Source organism: Corynebacterium pygosceleis, from assembly GCF_016595275.2.
Taxonomy (GTDB): Bacteria; Actinomycetota; Actinomycetes; order Mycobacteriales; family Mycobacteriaceae; genus Corynebacterium; species Corynebacterium pygosceleis.
The window spans coordinates 377,479-395,254 of sequence record NZ_JAENIQ020000003.1; the positions used below are offsets into that span (position 1 = coordinate 377,479).

14 protein-coding genes are annotated in these 17,776 nt (G+C 66.6%); 6 read left to right on the forward strand and 8 right to left on the reverse strand.

What is annotated here, in order from left to right:
- The first annotated feature begins 96 nt into the window (after positions 1–96).
- The 4 genes from JIM94_RS08190 (at position 97) to JIM94_RS08205 (ending at position 6,314) form a co-directional block, all read left to right on the forward strand.
- Positions 97–1,989, forward strand: a complete 1,893-nt coding sequence (locus tag JIM94_RS08190; RefSeq protein ID WP_200251769.1) for a GmrSD restriction endonuclease domain-containing protein — start codon at positions 97–99, stop codon at positions 1,987–1,989.
- A gap of 127 nt (positions 1,990–2,116) precedes the next feature.
- Positions 2,117–3,796 (forward strand): MBL fold metallo-hydrolase, encoded by a 1,680-nt coding sequence (locus JIM94_RS08195; RefSeq protein WP_200251771.1) that lies wholly within the window; start codon positions 2,117–2,119, stop codon positions 3,794–3,796.
- Positions 3,797–4,019: 223 nt separating this feature from the next.
- A complete protein-coding gene (gene serA, locus JIM94_RS08200; RefSeq protein WP_200251774.1) occupies positions 4,020–5,615 on the forward strand; it encodes a phosphoglycerate dehydrogenase in 1,596 nt (531 codons plus the stop codon).
- 213 nt (positions 5,616–5,828) lie between these two features.
- A complete protein-coding gene (locus tag JIM94_RS08205) occupies positions 5,829–6,314 on the forward strand; it encodes a flavin reductase family protein (RefSeq protein ID WP_200251777.1) in 486 nt (161 codons plus the stop codon).
- A gap of 708 nt (positions 6,315–7,022) precedes the next feature.
- Here the strand turns inward: JIM94_RS08205 and JIM94_RS08210 are convergent.
- The 6 genes from JIM94_RS08210 to JIM94_RS08235 all read right to left on the reverse strand — a co-directional run bounded on the left by JIM94_RS08210 (position 7,023) and on the right by JIM94_RS08235 (position 13,495).
- Complete coding sequence (locus JIM94_RS08210) at positions 7,023–7,394, reverse strand: biotin/lipoyl-containing protein (RefSeq protein ID WP_200251779.1); 372 nt, start codon at positions 7,392–7,394, stop codon at positions 7,023–7,025.
- Positions 7,395–7,481: 87 nt separating this feature from the next.
- Positions 7,482–7,700, reverse strand: a complete 219-nt coding sequence (locus JIM94_RS08215; protein ID WP_200252181.1) for a hypothetical protein — start codon at positions 7,698–7,700, stop codon at positions 7,482–7,484.
- 153 nt (positions 7,701–7,853) lie between these two features.
- On the reverse strand, positions 7,854–9,407 hold the full coding sequence (locus JIM94_RS08220; RefSeq protein ID WP_200251782.1) for an acyl-CoA carboxylase subunit beta: 1,554 nt from the start codon (positions 9,405–9,407) through the stop codon (positions 7,854–7,856).
- 39 nt (positions 9,408–9,446) lie between these two features.
- Positions 9,447–10,943, reverse strand: coding sequence for a methylmalonyl-CoA carboxytransferase subunit 5S (locus JIM94_RS08225; protein ID WP_200251784.1), 1,497 nt, complete (start codon positions 10,941–10,943; stop codon positions 9,447–9,449).
- Positions 10,944–11,084: 141 nt separating this feature from the next.
- Complete coding sequence (locus tag JIM94_RS08230) at positions 11,085–11,864, reverse strand: hypothetical protein (RefSeq protein ID WP_200251785.1); 780 nt, start codon at positions 11,862–11,864, stop codon at positions 11,085–11,087.
- Between the two features lie 101 nt (positions 11,865–11,965).
- Positions 11,966–13,495, reverse strand: coding sequence for a SulP family inorganic anion transporter (locus JIM94_RS08235; protein ID WP_200251787.1), 1,530 nt, complete (start codon positions 13,493–13,495; stop codon positions 11,966–11,968).
- Positions 13,496–13,837: 342 nt separating this feature from the next.
- Between JIM94_RS08235 and JIM94_RS08240 the strand changes: the two genes are divergently transcribed.
- Positions 13,838–14,779 (forward strand): YbjN domain-containing protein, encoded by a 942-nt coding sequence (locus JIM94_RS08240; RefSeq protein ID WP_200251790.1) that lies wholly within the window; start codon positions 13,838–13,840, stop codon positions 14,777–14,779.
- Between the two features lie 88 nt (positions 14,780–14,867).
- Positions 14,868–15,884, forward strand: coding sequence for a 3-isopropylmalate dehydrogenase (locus JIM94_RS08245; RefSeq protein WP_200251807.1), 1,017 nt, complete (start codon positions 14,868–14,870; stop codon positions 15,882–15,884).
- Positions 15,885–16,057: 173 nt separating this feature from the next.
- Here the strand turns inward: JIM94_RS08245 and JIM94_RS08250 are convergent, their stop codons facing one another.
- Both JIM94_RS08250 and JIM94_RS08255 read right to left on the reverse strand, forming a co-directional pair.
- On the reverse strand, positions 16,058–16,489 hold the full coding sequence (locus JIM94_RS08250) for an ASCH domain-containing protein (protein ID WP_234039075.1): 432 nt from the start codon (positions 16,487–16,489) through the stop codon (positions 16,058–16,060).
- Positions 16,490–16,525: 36 nt separating this feature from the next.
- Entirely contained in the window at positions 16,526–17,635 is a 1,110-nt protein-coding gene (locus tag JIM94_RS08255) for an alpha/beta fold hydrolase (RefSeq protein WP_200251814.1), read from the reverse strand.
- Positions 17,636–17,776: the final 141 nt, after the last annotated feature.

Consider the following 17,776-nt stretch of genomic DNA (forward strand, 5'->3'; position numbering starts at 1 on the left):
CTGACACCCCGCACCCCGGTGACCGTGACACTGAGGTCACCGGGGTTTCATGTGCCGGTAGCGCAGATGTTGACGAAGCCCGATAGAGTCATCGGCATGGGTTTCACCACACCGAGCTACGACCTCACCGATCTCTTCGCCCGCATCGACCGTGGCGACGTCCAACTCCCCGACTTCCAGCGGGACTACAGCTGGAACGTCGACCGAATCCGGTCCCTGATCGTGACGGTCCTGCGTGGCTACCCGATCGGCTGCCTCATGGCGCTGGACACCCGTAACGAGCCGATGCGTTTCCGGCCCCGCCCGCTGTCCGGCGCGCCGGACACCGGACGGAACCCCGGCATGCTGATCCTCGACGGGCAGCAGCGACTCACCACCCTCTACCACTGCCTGCGCGGCAACGGACTCGTCGACACCGTCGACTTCCGCAGCATGCGCATCCAGCGCCGGTTCTACGTCGACGTGGACAAGGCCGTGTCCGAGGACATCATGCCCGACGAGGCGGTGATCTCCGTCGACGCCGACGGTGAGGTCAAGTCCCACTACGGCCCGCGGATCCCCGGCGGCATCCCCGACCACGCGAGCGCACGCGCCCACGGACTGGTCCCCGTGTCCGCACTGCTTGAGGACGAGGGCACCGACATGCTCTTCGACTTCCTCGACGGCGCCGACGCGGTCACCCGGGAACGGGTGAAACGCTTCAACAACACCGTCGCGAAACCGCTTGTGCGCTACTCCGTCCCGATCATCCGCCTCGACCGGGAGACCGCACAGGGCGGCGTCGGATCCATCTTCTCCCAGGCGAACTCCGCCGGGCTCCAGATGGACGTCGTCGACCTCCTCACCGCCGTGTTCGCCAGCGAGGACCCGGATTTCCGGCTCTCCGACTCGTGGAGTGACATCGAGAAGACCCTGCGGACACATCCCGTTCTCGACGGTATCGACAGAACCGCCTTCTTCACCGCCGTCACACTCCTGGTCACCGCCGCCCGAGGACACGCCAGCGGACACCGGGAGGACATTCTGCGGCTCACCCTCGCCGACTACGCCTCAGCCGCCCGACGCACCCTCGACGCCTTCATCGCGGCCGCCGCGTTCCTGGAGGACAAGTGCATCACCGACGCCTCCCGGATCCCCTACAACGCCCAGATCATCCCCCTCGCCGTGATCCTCGCACTTCTCGGCGACACTCCCGGCGCCCTGACCGACGGTACCGCGACCGACCGACTCAACCGCTGGTTCTGGTCCGGTGTGTTCGGTGAACTCTACGGCTCCGCCTCCGTCATCGTCCGGACCGGACGTGACGTCAACCAGGTCACCCCGTGGGTCCGTGACGCGGTCACCGGTGACGGTGACACCCCCGAACCCGACTCCATCGCCGACGCCCGCTTCGTCGAATCCCGACTCCTCAGCGTCGGCCCCGACTCAGGCGTCTGGAAGGGGACCCACGCACTGCTCATGGGGCGCGGTGCACGCGACTGGCGCACCGGAGGAACCTTCAACGCCACGAACCTCGTCGAAGGGGAGGAGGGGTTCCACCCGATCTTCCCGCCCCAGTACTGCCGACGCACCGGCGTCAACCGGATGCTCGCCGACAGCGTCCTCAACCGCACCCCGCTCAGTCTCCGTACCGAGATGGTCATGGACGGCTCCGAACCCGCCCGCTACCTCACCCGCGTGCAGTCCAAGTCCCTCATGGACGACGACGAATTCGACGCGGTGCTCGCCAGCCACCTCCTCGACCCGGAACTGCTCCGTCAGACCGGTTCCGACGGTTTCTTCATCGACCGCCGCGCCCGACTACGCCGCATGATCGAGGAAGCCATGGGCAAGGACGTCATCCGCGACGTCGATGAAACCAACCTCGGTGGCGGCGAGGAGGGTCCCGACGCCTTCGCCCCCACCCCGACCGGCGTCGAAACCGGGAACACGGACGAGGGCCCCGACGGAACCGGGAACGAGACGGACATGCAGGACAACGGTTCCTGACACACGAACAGTAGTGACGGCACCAGGGGTGGTCGCCGGCGCACACTACCGCTCCTAGTACCGTCAGATCCCCGCACCGATCCGATGAGAGAGGCGATCCAGCCGCATGTCCCGTAACCACAGACCCATGACCCCGAACCGCCGACGCGTCCTCGCGCTGCTCTGCGGAACGGTGATCACCGGAAGTGCACTCGTCGCCTGCTCATCCGGTGACACCGGGGGGACGCCCCCCGGTCAACGCGCCGGGCGGTCCGCAACGGACCCGGCGACCCCGGCGATCGCCGAACGCTACGGAACCACCCCGCAGGTCATAGCCGACAAGGACCTCTCCGGCACCGACATCAGTGAACTGTTCTTCACCGCCGCCCCCGCCGCCGTCATCGCGGCCCCCGATCCGGTCAGCCAGCAGCGCGCCGCCAGTATCGCCGTCACGACAGGGCTCCCCATGCTCACCGCCACCGGAACCAACGACGCCGCACTCGCGACCGAGATCGGACGCCTCGGTGCTGGGGATGTCCTCACCGTCGGAGACACCGCACCGGACCTCCCCGACACGCTCACCGTCCACACCGACGACGGCACACCCGCCGCTTTCCGGGCACTCACCGGTACCGCACCCGAGCCGGTCGCACCGGAGCACACCCCCGCAGGACTGCTCCGTCAGGTCACCGCCCTCAACGCCGGTGACCTCCTCGGGTCGGACCCTGGACAACCCGCCGACGGTGACGCCGCCGACACCACGGACACCGGAAAACTCCCCACCCGCAGCAGTGACGACAACGACCGCGCACCACTCGTTCTCGCGGCCCCCGGTACCGGTGTCGCCGCCGTCGCCACGGCCCGTGCCGCAGGCGCCGACGTCGAGATCCTGGACCACGCGGACCCCCGCATCAGCGATCACTCCGTAGAACTTGTCCGCAGTCTCGACGGCGGCCCCGTCATCGCCCTCGGTGAGGTCTTCGGAACAACGGAGCAGTTCACCCGCGCCACCGAACTCGCCACCACGGTCACCGCCGAACAGCCCGGCGGCGGACAACTCGTGTTCCCCGGGCGACGCATGGTCGCCTACTACGGGCACCCCTCCGGCGGCGCACTCGGCATCATGGGGGAGCGGAACCCCGAAGAATCCGTCGCGCACCTGGATGAGCTCGTCGCGCAGTACGCGCCCCTCGCCGAGGAACCGGTCATCCCCGCCTTCGAGATCATCGCCACAGTCGCCTCATCCTCACCCGGACCCGACGGCGACTACTCCAACGAAGCCGACCCGGAGGAACTCCGCCCCTACATCGACGCCGTGACCGAGGCCGGCGGCTACGCCGTCCTCGACCTCCAACCCGGACGCGCCCGCCTGATCGACCAGGCGAAGATCTACACCGATCTGCTCAAGCTCCCCAACGTCGGCCTGGCGCTGGACGCCGAATGGAAACTCGGACCCGACGAGGTTCCGCTCCAGCAGGTGGGACACGTCCGGGCGGAGGAGGTCAACGAGGTCGCCGACTGGCTCGCCGAACTCACCGCAGACAACAACCTCCCGCAGAAGGCCTTCATCCTGCACCAGTTCCAGCTCCAGATGATCCGCGACCGCGAGAACATCAACCTCGGACACCCCGAACTCGCCTTCGTCCTCCACGCCGACGGACACGGTTCGGCGGGCGACAAGTTCGCCACCTTCGACACCCTCCGCCAGGACCTCGACCCCCGCTACTTCATCGCGTGGAAGAACTTCATCGACGAAGACACCCCGATGTTCACCCCGGAGCAGACGATGGACATCGAACCCCACCCGTGGTTTGTCAGCTACCAGTAGAACCCCATCCGCCGCACCCCACCGCAACCCCGGTTCCGGGGCACCGAACTGTGGTGTGCACCACCAAATCATCCGTCTCGGGTGCCCACGGTGGACACACGGACAGCACGGTCTAGACTGAAGCGCAGTCGCACGCCACCTTTTGCCGGCGTGGACCCGCCCCGGGCCGACGCGGTCGTGCCTGCCCGGACGCGGACGCAACCAGCACTCCAGGAGTAAGAACGTGAGCCAGAATGGCCGCCCGGTAGTACTCATCGCAGACAAGCTCGCACAGTCCACCGTCGACGCCCTCGGCGACGGCGTGGAGGTGCGTTGGGTCGACGGACCCAACCGCCCCGAGCTCCTCGCCGCAGTCGGCGACGCCGACGCCCTGCTCGTCCGTTCCGCGACCACCGTCGACCGTGAGGTCCTCGAAGCGGCGAAGAAGCTGACCATCGTCGGCCGTGCCGGCGTCGGCCTCGACAACGTCGACATCGCCGCCGCCACCGAACGCGGCGTCATGGTGGCCAACGCCCCGACCTCCAACATCCACTCCGCCTGCGAGCACGCCATCTCGCTGCTGCTGTCCACCGCCCGCCAGATCCCCGCCGCCGACGCCACCCTGCGCGACGGTGAATGGAAGCGCTCCTCCTTCCAGGGCGTCGAGATCTTCGGCAAGACCGTCGGCATCGTCGGCTTCGGCCACATCGGCCAGCTCTTCGCCCAGCGCCTCGCCGCGTTCGAGACCACCGTCATCGCCCACGACCCCTACGCCAACCCCGCGCGCGCCGCGCAGCTCGGCGTCGAACTCGTCGAACTCGACGAACTCATGGGCCGCAGCGACTTCGTCACGATCCACCTCCCCAAGACCAAGGAGACCGCCGGCATGTTCGACGCCGAGCTGCTCGCCAAGGCCAAAAAGGGACAGATCATCATCAACGCCGCCCGTGGCGGCCTCGTCGACGAGCAGGCGCTCGCCGACGCGATCACCTCCGGCCACATCAGGGGTGCAGGCTTCGACGTCTACTCCTCCGAGCCCTGCACCGACTCGCCGCTGTTCGGCCTCAAGGAGGTCGTCGTCACCCCGCACCTCGGTGCATCGACCGTCGAAGCGCAGGACCGTGCAGGCACCGACGTCGCCGACAGCGTGCTCAAGGCACTCGCCGGCGAGTTCGTCCCCGACGCCGTGAACGTCTCCGGCGGCCGCGTCGGCGAAGAGGTCGCCCTCTGGCTCGACCTCTCCCGCAAACTCGGCCTCGTCGCCGGCGAACTCCTCGACACCGCCCCCGTAGCCCTCGAGGTCACCGCACGCGGCGAACTGTCCACCGAGAAGGTCGACTCCCTCGGACTCTCCGCCATGCGCGGCCTGTTCTCCTCGATGATCGAGGAACAGGTCACCTTCGTCAATGCCCCCCGCATCGCCGAGGAACGCGGCGTCGAGGTCACCGTCACCACCGAAAGCGAAGCCGTCAGCCACCGCTCCGCCGTAGAGGTCAAGGCCATCGCCTCCGACGGCACCACCGCCACCGTCGTCGGTACCCTCGCCGGACTCGACCGCGTGGAGAAGATCGTCCGACTCAAGGGACGCGGACTCGACATGCGCGCCGAAGGCCGCAACCTGTTCCTCCACTACACCGACCAGCCCGGTGCACTGGGCAAGGTCGGCACCCACCTCGGTGGCGAAGGAATCAACATCGTCGCCGCAGCCCTGTCGCAGGACGCCTCCGGCACCGGTGCCACACTGATCCTCCGCGTCGACGCCGAGGTACCCGAGAAGATCGTCGAAGCCATCAGCGCTGACCTCGACGCAACCGCCTTCCAGGTGGACTTCGGGGCCTGATCTCCCGCTGGTTCCACGAACCGCCACACCACTGTCCTCTCCCCATGATGGGGGAGTGCCGGTGGGGTGGCGGTTCTTCTTGTGTCCGGTGCCTGCATCGTTGATGTCGGGGAACCTCACGCGTGCAAAGCACCCTCTAGCTATCCGTTCTCGGCGACTGAACCAGTTTCTGCGCCCTTCGAATGCGAAAGTCAGGGGGTAGAGTAGGTGACCATGACTGAAACGGTAACGGGCCTCGAACTACGGACCGCTGTTGGATCGTTCCCTTCCGGGGTGACGGTGGTGACCACCCATTCCGAAGGGATGGATATCGGGCTGACGGTCAGTGCCTTCGCGTCACTGTCCCTGGAACCTGCGATGGTGGTCGTTTGTATCGAGAACAGGTCCAAGTCGTTGCCGCACCTGGCTGTAGGCCGTGAGGTCGGAATCTCCGTGCTCGCGTCTGATCAGCTCGAACTGGCGGTGCAGTTCGCCCGTCATGTTGAGGACCGTTTCGCGGGGGTGGAGATCGAGCGGCGCGGCGAACTTGGTGTGCCCTTTATCTCAGGTGCTGTCGCATGGTTTCGGGGAACTGTGCATGAATGGCACGAAGGAGGGGACCACGCGATAATTACGGTGAACGTGCTGGCGTGCGGAAGCGATGAAGAAAGGGAACCGTTGAGGTACTGCCGGGGAAAATTATCGGGAGGGAACATGTGAATGTCTGTGACCCGGTCCGTATTTTTCCGTTTTCCATTCGATCGGGGACGCCTCTCTGAAAGCTCACACTCTGGTACATGAGTGCAGCCACCTCATTGTGGTTTTCACTACCGATTACTCAGGTATCCATGACGTCATGGGCGTTGAGGATATTCCCCACGATGCATGTGTGATGTGTGGGTCTAATGCTTGACTCTGGTGTTAAGAGGTCAACGGTTGGCATTGCACCGAGTGTGACACAGACTGTTCAAGTTGATCCTGTCTCCTTCATTTTCCAGTTTCGGCAGTGGGGGACCCTCCTGTGGAATTGTCATTCCGTTTCTTGGGCGGATGCGGTCGGATTCATGATCTCTGTCGCATATGTTTCGCCGTCAATCTCGCGATCCTGATACTTGCGCATGAGCTCGTCGATCTTCTGCTTCAGTTCTTAGCGGTTTATTTTCGTAAGTCCTGTCTGATGCGATTGAGGAATTGTCGTTAAATCTTACCGTTTCGGGTTGAAGCGTCGGCATCGATAAAAACTGGTGCAAAAATAAGGGACCGTATTGTGTCCCTCAAAAATGCTGTTGGGGTGGCAGTGCTCGGTAGCTGAGTCTGATCATGACCAATTCTTTGGGTTCCTTGTGTGGGCGGGGGGCAACTGACTCTGCGGTTTTCCGGTCAAGGATTCCAAGCTATCGGCGCGTGCAGATAGATGTTCTTCGGTTTCTAACCAATCTCCACCAGTACCTGCCCACCCTGGACGGATTCGCCGACGCTGACAGTCAGGGTCGCGACGGTTCCGCCTGCGGGGGCGGTGATCTCGGTTTCCATCTTCATTGCTTCCAACAGGAGGAGAACCTGCCCCTCCTCGATGACGCTGCCTTCTTCCACGAGGACCTTGGACACGCTTCCTGCGAGGGGAGCGACGACCGCGTTGGAGGACACACCCTGGACGGATGCGGTGGTCGGTGCCGCCGGGGTGTTGACGGCGCCGGAAGCTGAGCCCGTGGAGAGCAGTGCTCCGCGTGGACGCTGCTCCTCCTCGACCTCCACGTCCACGGAGTAGGCGACGCCGTTGACGGTTACCTTGAGTTTCATGTGCGGTGTGCTCCTTCGGGGCGATCGGATGGGGGCGGTGGCGGTGTCGGCGCGCGGTGCGGTCAACGGGAAAACGGGCTGGTTGGGTTAGATCTGGTTTCCGTGGTGGACCTGGACGGCGCGGCGTCCCTGTTGCGCCCAGGTCTGGTGGCGGTGGAACCGGACGGCGCGAACCTTGCCGGAGTTGCCGAGGTAGGCCGATACCGCGGCGGAGATGGCCATGAGGATGTCCTCCGGTATCTCCACGTCCGAGCGGTGGCGCAGCTCCTCGAGTTCACGTTCGAGGGTGTCGATGCGTGCGCTCATGGCTCTGATGGTGTCGTCGGTGGCTGCCAGTCGGGAGGCGAGGTCGGCGAGCTGTTTTTCTCGTTCCGGTGGCTGTTCTGATGGATGTGTCGTGCGGTTCACTGTGTTCTCCTGGGGCCTGTCGGTGTCCGTGGTGCGTGGGGGTCGGTCCAGTTACACCGGCCCCAACCCGTGTTTCTTCGCGGGACGGTGGACGCGCTTGGCGGCGAGTAGTTCGAGTGCGTAGGCGACTTCCCTGCGGGTGGTGGCGGGGTCGATGATCTCGTCGACGAGGCCGCGGCTGGCGGCCATGTAGGGGGTGGAGAAGGTGTCGCGGTATTCCTCGACGAGTTCCGCGCGGCGGGCTTCGGGGTCGTCGGCTTCGGCGATTTCGCGCCGGAAGACGACGTTGACTGCTCCCTCGGCACCCATGACGGCGATTTCGGCTGTGGGCCAGGCGAAGACCTTGTCCGCGCCGAGGTCCTTGGAGCACATCGCGACGTAGGCGCCGCCGTAGGCTTTGCGCAGGACGACGGTGATCTTGGGGACGCTGGCGGAGGAGTAGGCGTAGAGGACCTTGGCGCCGTGGCGGATGATGCCGCCGTGTTCCTGGGAGACGCCGGGCATGAAGCCGGGGACGTCGACGAGGGTGACGAGGGGGATGTTGAAGGCGTTGCAGAAGCGGATGAATTTGCAGGCCTTGTCGGAGGAGTCGATGTCGAGTACGCCGGACATGACGCTGGGTTGGTTGGCGATGAACCCTACGGTGCGGCCGACGATGCGGCCGAAACCGACGACGAGGGAACGGGCGAATCCGGACTGGACCTCGAGGAAGTCGCCGTGGTCGATGATGTGTCCGATGACGTCGCGGACGTCGTAGCCACGGCGGTTGTCGACGGGGACGATGTCGCGGAGTTCGGGGTCGTCCTCGACGATGTCGTCGGGGTCGACGATCGGCGGTTCCTCGGTGTTGTTCTGCGGCAGGAAGCTCAGGAGTTTCTGGGCGAGGAGGATGGCCTGTTCGTCATCGTCGGCGATGAAGTCGATGTTTCCGGATCTGGTCATGTGTGCGTCGGCGCCGCCGAGTTCGTCGGCGGTGACCTCTTCGCCGGTGACCGTTTTGATGACGCCGGGGCCGGTGATGAACATGGTGGCGCGGCGGGTCTGGATCACGAAGTCCGTCAGTGCGGGGGAGTAGGCGGCACCTCCGGCGCAGGGGCCGGCGATGATGGAGATCTGCGGGACCACCCCGGACAGCAGGACGTTGTTGTAGAAGACCTTGCCGTAGCCGGAGAGTGAGTCGATGCCCTCCTGGACGCGGGCGCCGCCGGAGTCGTTGATGAGGACGAAGGGGGTTCCGGTGGTGGCGGAGGCCTGCATCATCGCGGCGACCTTGATGGACTGTTCTTCGCCGGCTGAGCCGCCCATGACGGTGAAGTCCTGGGATGCGATGTGCACGGGCCTGCCGAAGACGGCGCCGGATCCGGTGACGACGCCGTCGGCGGGCAGTGCCGCCTTGTCCATTCCGAAGCGGGTGGAGCGGTGGGTGGTGAAGGCACCGGTCTCCTGGAAGGTGTCGGGGTCGACGAGGAGGTCGATGCGTTCCCTGGCGGTGAGTTTGCCGCGTTCGTGTTGTGCGGCGATCTTCTTCTCGCCGCCGCCGGCGAAGATCGTCGCGCGGCGTTCGGCGAGTTCGGCGAGTCGGGCGTCCATGCTGTCGTGTGCCATGGGTGGTGGCCGTTCCTTCGGTGAGGTGGTTGGGCTGGTCTAGGCGGGTTCGACGCGGACGGTCTGACTGCGTCCGCCGAGACTGACGCGGTAGGTGACGGGTTCCCGGATCGGGGCGTTGTGTGTGCCCGTCCCGTTTTTCTCCTCCGTGGGTTGTCCGGCTGTTTTCCCGACGGACTTTGGACCCTCGTCGCGGGTGGTGAAGAATCCGGGGGCGACGCCGGGGAACAGGGCGTTGGTCATCACGTCCTCGTCGGAGCCGTCGGCTCCCTCGAGGGCCGCGGCCTGCTCGACGAGTTCGTCCCACTCGGGGTCGAGGAGGTCCGCCGGGCGGCAGGTGATGGGTTCCTTCCTGGTCTGTTTCTTCGCCTGCTCGATGAGCTCCGGGTTGCGCTCACCGATGCACTCGCCGTAGTAGCCGAGCATGAGGTCGGCGAACTCGGCGGTCAGGACCTTGTACCGGCCCATGAGCACGTTGAACACGGCCTGCGTGCCGACGATCTGGGAGCTCGGGGTCACCAGCGGCGGGTATCCGGCGTCCTTGCGGACCACGGGGACCTCCCGCATGACCTCGTCGATGCGGTCGCCCGCGCCCTGTGCCCTGAGCTGGGACTCCATGTTGGACAACATGCCGCCGGGGATCTGGGAGAGGAAGATGTTGGTGTCCACCAGTGTCTTCGACTCGAACTCGGCGTACCTGGGGCGGACCTTCCTGAAGTGGTCGCGGATGGTGATGAGCCGTTCCATGTCGAGGTCGGTGGTGTATCCGGTGCCCTCGAGCATCTCGACGAGGGACTCGGTGGGGTTGTGGCCCGGGCCGAGGGACATCGAGGAGATGGCGGTGTCGACGACGTCGGCGCCCGCCTCGATCGCCTTCATGAGGGTGACGAGTGTGACGCCGGTGGTGGCGTGGCAGTGGACGTTGATCTGCGTGTCCTCGCCGTAGGTGTCCTTGATGCCCCGGATGATGTCGTGGGCGGGCTGCGGCTTGAGCAGTGCGGCCATGTCCTTCAGCGCGATGGAGTCCGCGCCCATGTCGAGCAGGCGTCCCGCCTGTTCGATGTAGCCCTCCACGGTGTGCAGCGGGGAGACGGTGTAGCAGATCGTCCCCTGGGCGTGTCTGCCGACGTTCTTCACGGCGGCCATGGCGTGCTCGAGGTTCCGGGGGTCGTTGAGGGCGTCGAACACGCGGAAGACGTCCATGCCGTTCTCGGCGGACAGTTCCACGAACTTGTCCACCACCATGTCCTCGTAGTGGCGGTATCCGAGGAGGTTCTGGCCGCGCAGCAGCATCTGGAGTTTCGAGTTGGGCATCAGTTTCCGGAAGGTGCGCAGCCGTTCCCAGGGGTCCTCGTTGAGGAAGCGGATGCAGGCGTCGAAGGTCGCTCCGCCCCAGCATTCGACGGACCAGTAGCCCGCGTTGTCGATGTCCTCGCAGATGCCCGTCATGTCCTCCAGAGCCATGCGGGTGGCCATGAGGGACTGGTGTGCATCGCGTAGTGCTACTTCTGTCACGCCGATCGTCCGCGGTTTCATGCCTCCCAAACTAACGGTGTTAATTGTTGTGTGCAGGCGGTGGGGGTGTGTTGCTGGACACCCCTCAACTCTTTCCCGGGTCGCCTGCGTCGTGGCGCCGCGGTGACCTGCCCGCGTGCCCGCGTGGCTGCATCCGGGGGATCAGGGTTTCCGGGTGTACGCGGATGCCCGGGAGTGTGTGCCGGTGGAGGCGTCCCGGTCTGTCAGCTGCCGGTAGGCGGCGGTGACGGTGAGGATCGCCACGGGGACCGAGACCACGATCCCGACCCCGAGCGCGAGCACACCGGCCGTGATGACCCCGATGCAGACGAGCAGCAGTGCGACGAGCCTGAGGTAGTGCGCCCGGCCCATGACGAGACCTCGTGCGAGGGACCCACGGACCGTCGCGCCCGCGGTGTAGAGGAACGGGGTGAACAGCACGAAGGGCAGCAGCAGAACGCTCACGGCCGTGATGATCAGGGCGGTGAGCCGCAGGCGGAAGTACCACGGCCCGTCGATGAGCGCCCACTCCGGCCCCAAAAGGCCCGCGACGTGGATCGCGGCCGCCTGGACCGTGAGAAACGCGGCGCCGATCAGCAGGAGCGCCGGGAAGGCGTTCCCGGTGCTCCCGTCCTTGGTGCCCCCGTCGCCTGCGGTGTCGCGGAGCGCTGCCCGGATGATGAAGGTGTACGCGAGCGCGAACAAGACCGTGAACACTGAACCGTTGATGACTGCGCCGGTGACCGCCCCGGCGGTCGGGCTGGATCCCCCGGAATCCCCGTGCCGGAGGAACAACGGTGGGAACAGGATCGCGAGGATCCCGTATCCGAGCCATCCCCAGGTGTTCGTGAGGAAGGTGTCGCGGGCCGTGTTCAGGCAGCGGCGAATGGAGAATCCACCGGTGGTGTCCCCTGCGGCGGTGGGGTCGTCGCTGGTGCGCATCCGGTTCCTCGAAAAAGTCGGCCCCTGTACGCGCGGGGGAACGGTGTCCGGTCACCGACAGGGTAACAGGACGGGAGACCGGGGAACCCACGGCCACCGGGTCAGACGAGTTCGCCGGTGAGCCTGTCCAGGCGCCGCTTCGATGCGCCGTCGAGGCCGATGATCTGCACCTCCGTGCCCTTCGCCGCGTACTTGCGGGTGATGGCGTCGAGGGTGGCGACGGTCGAGGCGTCCCACACCTCGGCGTCGGTGAGATCGATGACGACCTGCGGGGGGTCGTTGTCGTAGTCGAACTGGTAGACCAGATCGTTCGACGAGGCGAAGAACAGCTGGCCGACGACGCGGTAGGTGCGCAGATTGACCCGCCCGTCGTCGTCGGTGTCGACGTCGGCGATCTTCTCCACCGTGGTCAGGTGGGCGACGCGGCGGGCGAACATGACCATAGCCATGATGACGCCGGTGACCACGCCGACGGCGAGGTTGTGCGTGGCGAGGGTCGCCGCGACGGTGACGAGCATGACCGTCGTCTCGGACCAGGGCATGAGGGTGAGGGTGCGGGGTGCGATGGAGTGCCAGTCGAAGGTGCCGACGGACACCATGATCATGATGGCCACGAGTGCGGCCATGGGGATCCGGCCGACGATGTCGCCGAGGGTGACCACGAGGATCAGGAGGAAGACGCCGGCGAGGAGGGTGGACAGGCGGGTGCGGGCGCGGGACTCCTTGACGTTGATCATCGTCTGGCCGATCATCGCGCAGCCACCCATGCCACCGATGAAACCGGAGGCGATGTTCGCCGCACCCTGGCCCCAGGCCTCACGGGTCTTGTCGGAACGGGTCTCGGTGAGATCGTCGACCAGCTTCGCCGTCATCAGCGACTCCATCAGTCCGACGAGTGCCATCGCGAGGGAGAACGGTGCGATGATCGTCAGCGTCTCCAGGGTGAACGGGACATCGGGGATGAGGAAGTGCGGCAGGCTGGAGGGCAGTTCACCCTGGTCGGCGACATCGGGGAGATCGAGGCCACCGAGCACCGCCACCGCGGTGAGCACGATGATCGCGATGAGTGGTGCGGGGACGGCCGTCGTCACGCGGGGCAGGAACACCATGATCGCGATGGCGACCGCCATCAGCGGGTACACCACCCACGGAACGTTGAACAGGTGCGGGATCTGCGCCATGAAGATGAGGATCGCCAGGGCGTTGACGAATCCGACCATCACGGAGCGGGGGATGAAACGCATGAGCTTCGCCACACCTGTCGCCGCGAGCAGAATCTGGAGGGCACCGGCGAGAATCACCGCCGCGATGAGGTAGTCCAGCCCGTGGGAGGCGACGAGCGGGGCGATGACGAGCGCCACCGCACCCGTCGCGGCACTGATCATCGCCGGGCGGCCACCGGCGAAGGCGATGGTCACCGCCATGATGAAGGAGGAGAACAGGCCGACGCGCGGATCGACACCCGCGAGAATGGAGAAGCTGATCGCCTCCGGGATCAGGGCGAGAGCGACGACGAGCCCCGCGAGGACCTCGATGCGCAGTCGGCGCGGGGAGGAGAAGGCGGCACGGAAGGAAGCGGGGATACTGATGTCACCGTGGGTGTCGTTCACGGCGGAGCGCTCAAGTGGCATGGGGGCCTTTCAGATGGATCATGGGGGATCAGCCGTGACGCTTCACGACGCTTCTCGGCGCGATCCGCGGGTCAGGTGCACGACGCTCCCCGGGGTCACCGGGGAGGGTGCGGCTGAGGAAGAAAAAGCCCGACCGGGCGCGTTGCGCTATCCGATCGGGCACACAGGTGCCCCATCCTAGCGGTGTTGCGGCACAAAAGGAAACGGTGGCGCCACCGGTCCCGGGGGCCTGCACGCCCGTGGCGTAGGTTGGACGGGGAAGAGGACGGCCACGGCCGACCGGACCACACGAGAACACCGCGAGAACCACGCAAGAACCGAGGAAGTGACCCTCCCAGCTCCATGAACGAACCCACCCGGCCCGACACCGCACTCGTACAGTCGGCGGCCCGCAGCATCGGCCTCGAACCCAGGGCGGCGGCTCCCGGTGCCGACGTCACCGTCGACCACGGCCCCGTCACCCTCACCGTCAGCGTCGAGGCGGGGACCGACGATCCCCGGATCGTGGCCCTGCTCCGGTACAACGGCACCCTCACGGCAGCCGACTACGTGACCGCTCTCGTCGCGGTGAACGCGGTCAACTCCGCGCCCCCGGCGCCCCATGTCTACCTCTCGGCACCCGGAGGGGAACCGCTGCGTACCGTCCTCACCGCGGGAGAGGCCCCGGCCACGGCGGATGCCGCCCCGCTCGACGCCACCGCCCGGCTCGTCCTGCCCGTCGGCGACGGCGTCACCCGGGGGCAGGTCGCCGATCTCATCCGGGCGGCCCTCCGCACCGGCGATGAACTGGCCGAGGCGATGGCGACGGCGATCCCGGACTCCGTACCCGAGACCGGAAGAACCCCGGGTCGCCGGGTCGTCCGCCCGACCGTCGCGGAACTTCCGCCCCTGACCCGGGAACGGATCACCGCGTGGTTCGCGGCACGTGGCGTCGAGGAGGTGCCCTTCGACGACGAGACGGAAACCGTGTGCCTGTCCATGGACGGAACCCCCGTCGACATCATCCTCGCCGATCCCGGGCAGGTGGTCATCCGTGTCGCCGCGCGGGTGCCGGCGACCGGCGAACCCGACCCCGGGCAGTTGCTGCACCTGTGCAACCACGCCAACACGTTGTCCGCCACCGCCGCCGTGTGCGCGGTCCAGCAGTCCGGTGACTGGTGGCTCGTCTCACGTGTCGGTGTCCCGGTGGCGGCGGGTCTCAGTGACACACAGGTCGACGCCGTGATCAGGACCGGTGTCATCGGTGCCGGTTCGCAACTGAAGTCCGTGCTCCGGCAGGTCTGATCCGGCCCCGGCCGGGGGCTGTGGCACCGCCGGACAAGTGTTAGACTCACCCACAAGAGTTCACTATGTGGGAATGGAGTCTCATCAAATGAAACTGGCGGTTATCGGCGGCGACGGAATCGGCCCGGAGGTCACGGCGGAGGCACTCAAGGTCCTCCACGCGGTACGTGACGACATCGAGACCACCGACTTCGACCTCGGTGCACGCCGCTACCTCGCCACCGGTGAAACCATCACCGACGAGGATCTCGCCAGCCTGAGGGAACACGACGCGATCCTCCTCGGTGCCGTCGGCGCCCCGGGCGAGGTCCCGCCCGGTGTCCTCGAGCGCGGACTGCTGCTCAGGATGCGCTTCGCCCTCGACCACCACGTGAACCTGCGGCCCGCGAAGCTCTACCCGGGATCCGCCAGCCCCCTCGCCGACCTGGGCGAGATCGACTTCGTCGTCGTCCGCGAGGGCACCGAAGGTCTCTACGCGGGCAACGGCGGCCTTCTCCGCGAGGGAACCGAGCACGAGGTCGCCAGCGAGGTCAGCCAGAACACCCGCTTCGGCGCGGAGCGCGTCGTCCGCGACGCCTTCGAGCGTGCCCGCGCCCGCCGTGGGCACCTGACCCTCGTGCACAAGACCAACGTCCTCGTCCACGCCGGTGGCCTGTGGCAGCGCACCGTCGACGCCGTCGCCACCGAGTACCCGGACGTCACCGTCGACTACAACCACATCGACGCCGCCACCATCTACATGGTCACCGACCCCTCCCGCTACGACGTCATCGTCACCGACAACCTCTTCGGCGACATCCTCACCGACCTCGCCGGCGCGGTCACCGGCGGAATCGGGCTGGCCGCCTCCGGCAACATCGACGCCTCGGGCGTCAACCCCTCCATGTTCGAACCGGTCCACGGCTCCGCACCGGACATCGCCGGAAAGGGCGTCGCCGACCCGTCTGCCGCGATCCTGTCCGCCGCACTCCTCCTGCGCCACCTGGGCGACGGGGACAACGCCGCACGCATCGAGAAGGCCGTCGCGGAGGACGTCGCCTCCCGCGGCGCCGGTGGTGTCGTCACCGGCGAGGTGGGGGACCGGATCGTCGCAGCGCTGGGGTAGTTCCAGCGGCGCGGAGCGCTGGGGCGGCTCTGATTCCTCTGCGGCCTCTGCCCGGACCATGGGAGATCAATCCGGTGAACCGGTGCTCTCCGGTCCCGTTCCGGGCACACGGTGGCCCGTGTTTTTCGTCCGTGGACGTCTTCCGGTTCGTGAGCGGTGTGAGCGGGCCACTCTCACCGCTGCACCACCCGGAAACGGGTGCACACAACGGGAGTTTCGTCGCTGACGGTGAAGTGGGGGTCGCCGATTGCCCCGCGGTATTCGGTGCTGTGCCAGAACTCGAGGTGTGCGGACGCCCATTCCCGTGCGGTCGTGTACCCCTCACCCTCTGCGCGGGCGAACTCATCGTCGACGTCGCCGAACGGGCGGATCACCACATCCGTTGTCTCGATGACGCACACCGGCCGGTTGTCGCTGTCGACCACGACCTCACGCGTGCCCGGTAGCGTCCGGGGGTCGGTGCCTTCGGCCTCGTGTTCGCGCAGCAGGGCGGAGGTGGCGGTCTTGTCTCCGCTGAGAATCGCCGCGACCAGTGCATCGCGTAACGGTCCCGGAAACGCGAACTCGCTGACGGGGAGTGTGGGGTCGGGTGGTGTGTCCATCATGTGTGGAATGCTATCCGGTACCCCGGCCCCGGTGTTCTACCCGACGATCAGTGCGTAGTCCTCGGCGATGCGTCCGCGCCAGCAGGCGATGTCGTGGCCGCCGACGAACCGTCGGGCGATGTGGTTCACGCCGAGTTCACGGAGGCGATCTTCCGCGTGGTCGAAGCCGTGCATCATGAGCCATTCGAGTTCACCGCCGTCGATGACGATCCGGATATCGTCGGGGAGTGTGCGGAGCGGTTCCCAGTCCTCGAAGCGGGAGAACGGGGTGGACAGTGCGATGGCTCCTGCGACACTGTCTGGGTGTGTCGCGGCGGCGTAGAGGGCACCCAGTCCGCCGTAGGAGGAACCCGCGACGACGACCCGTGGTGCGCCGGTCTCCCGGGACACGGTGTCGAGGACCGCGGTGGTGAAGTCGTCGTTGCGCAGCAGATCGCGGTTGCGCCCCTCGACGCCGTCGCCGTGGATGATGAACGCGATGTGGGAGGGGATCACGTCGAGGATCGAGAGCGCGGTCATCGCGCCGGAGTTGTGGAACAGGGGGCCGTCGAACACGACGAGCGGGGTCCCCGTGCCGCCCGTCTCGACGAGCCGCACGGAGCGTGGTTCAACGGCTGGGACGGCGGCTGTCCGGGACGTCCAGTCGGGGCCTTCGCCGGTGGCGTGGTCCGTGGCGGCGTCGGGGGTCGAGAGCACCGTCGCGGGGCCGATCGAGTGGTGTATCTCCTCACCCTCCGGGAGGAAGGCACCCCGGACGAGGTTCTTCCACCAGGTGCGCTGCGCCGGACCTTTGGGGACGGTGGGATCGTCTCCGTCGACGGGCAGATACCGGACGCTGCCGCGCCATCCGGGCGGTACGGCGAGTACGCAGGCCCTCACCTTCGGGACCGTGGGGTGGGGCCGCATGAGCCCTGCTTCCAGGCGGGATCTGTCGGTGATTCCCGAGACATCGGCGTACAGGCTTCTGCCCGGTGCCCCCTGGGTCGTCGCCAGGACCAGAGCCCATCCGTCGCCGTGGGGCACGAATCGCGGGGTGTTGGTGCAGGCGGTGGCGCAGAGCACGTCGTCCGGAACGGTGTCCGGGGGCAGTGCGTTGTCCCTGATGGGGAAGGGGCGGGTTCCCGGTTGGACGCGTTCGGTGGACAAGTGGATCACCTCGGGGGTCGCCTGGGGTACTGGGGCGGGGGCGGAAAATCGGTCGGACACCGGTTCGGGCCTGTTCAGGGGCCGGTGGCGGTAAGCGTACAAAAGGCGGGCGCCGGACACCAGGGTCGATCAGGGAATTCA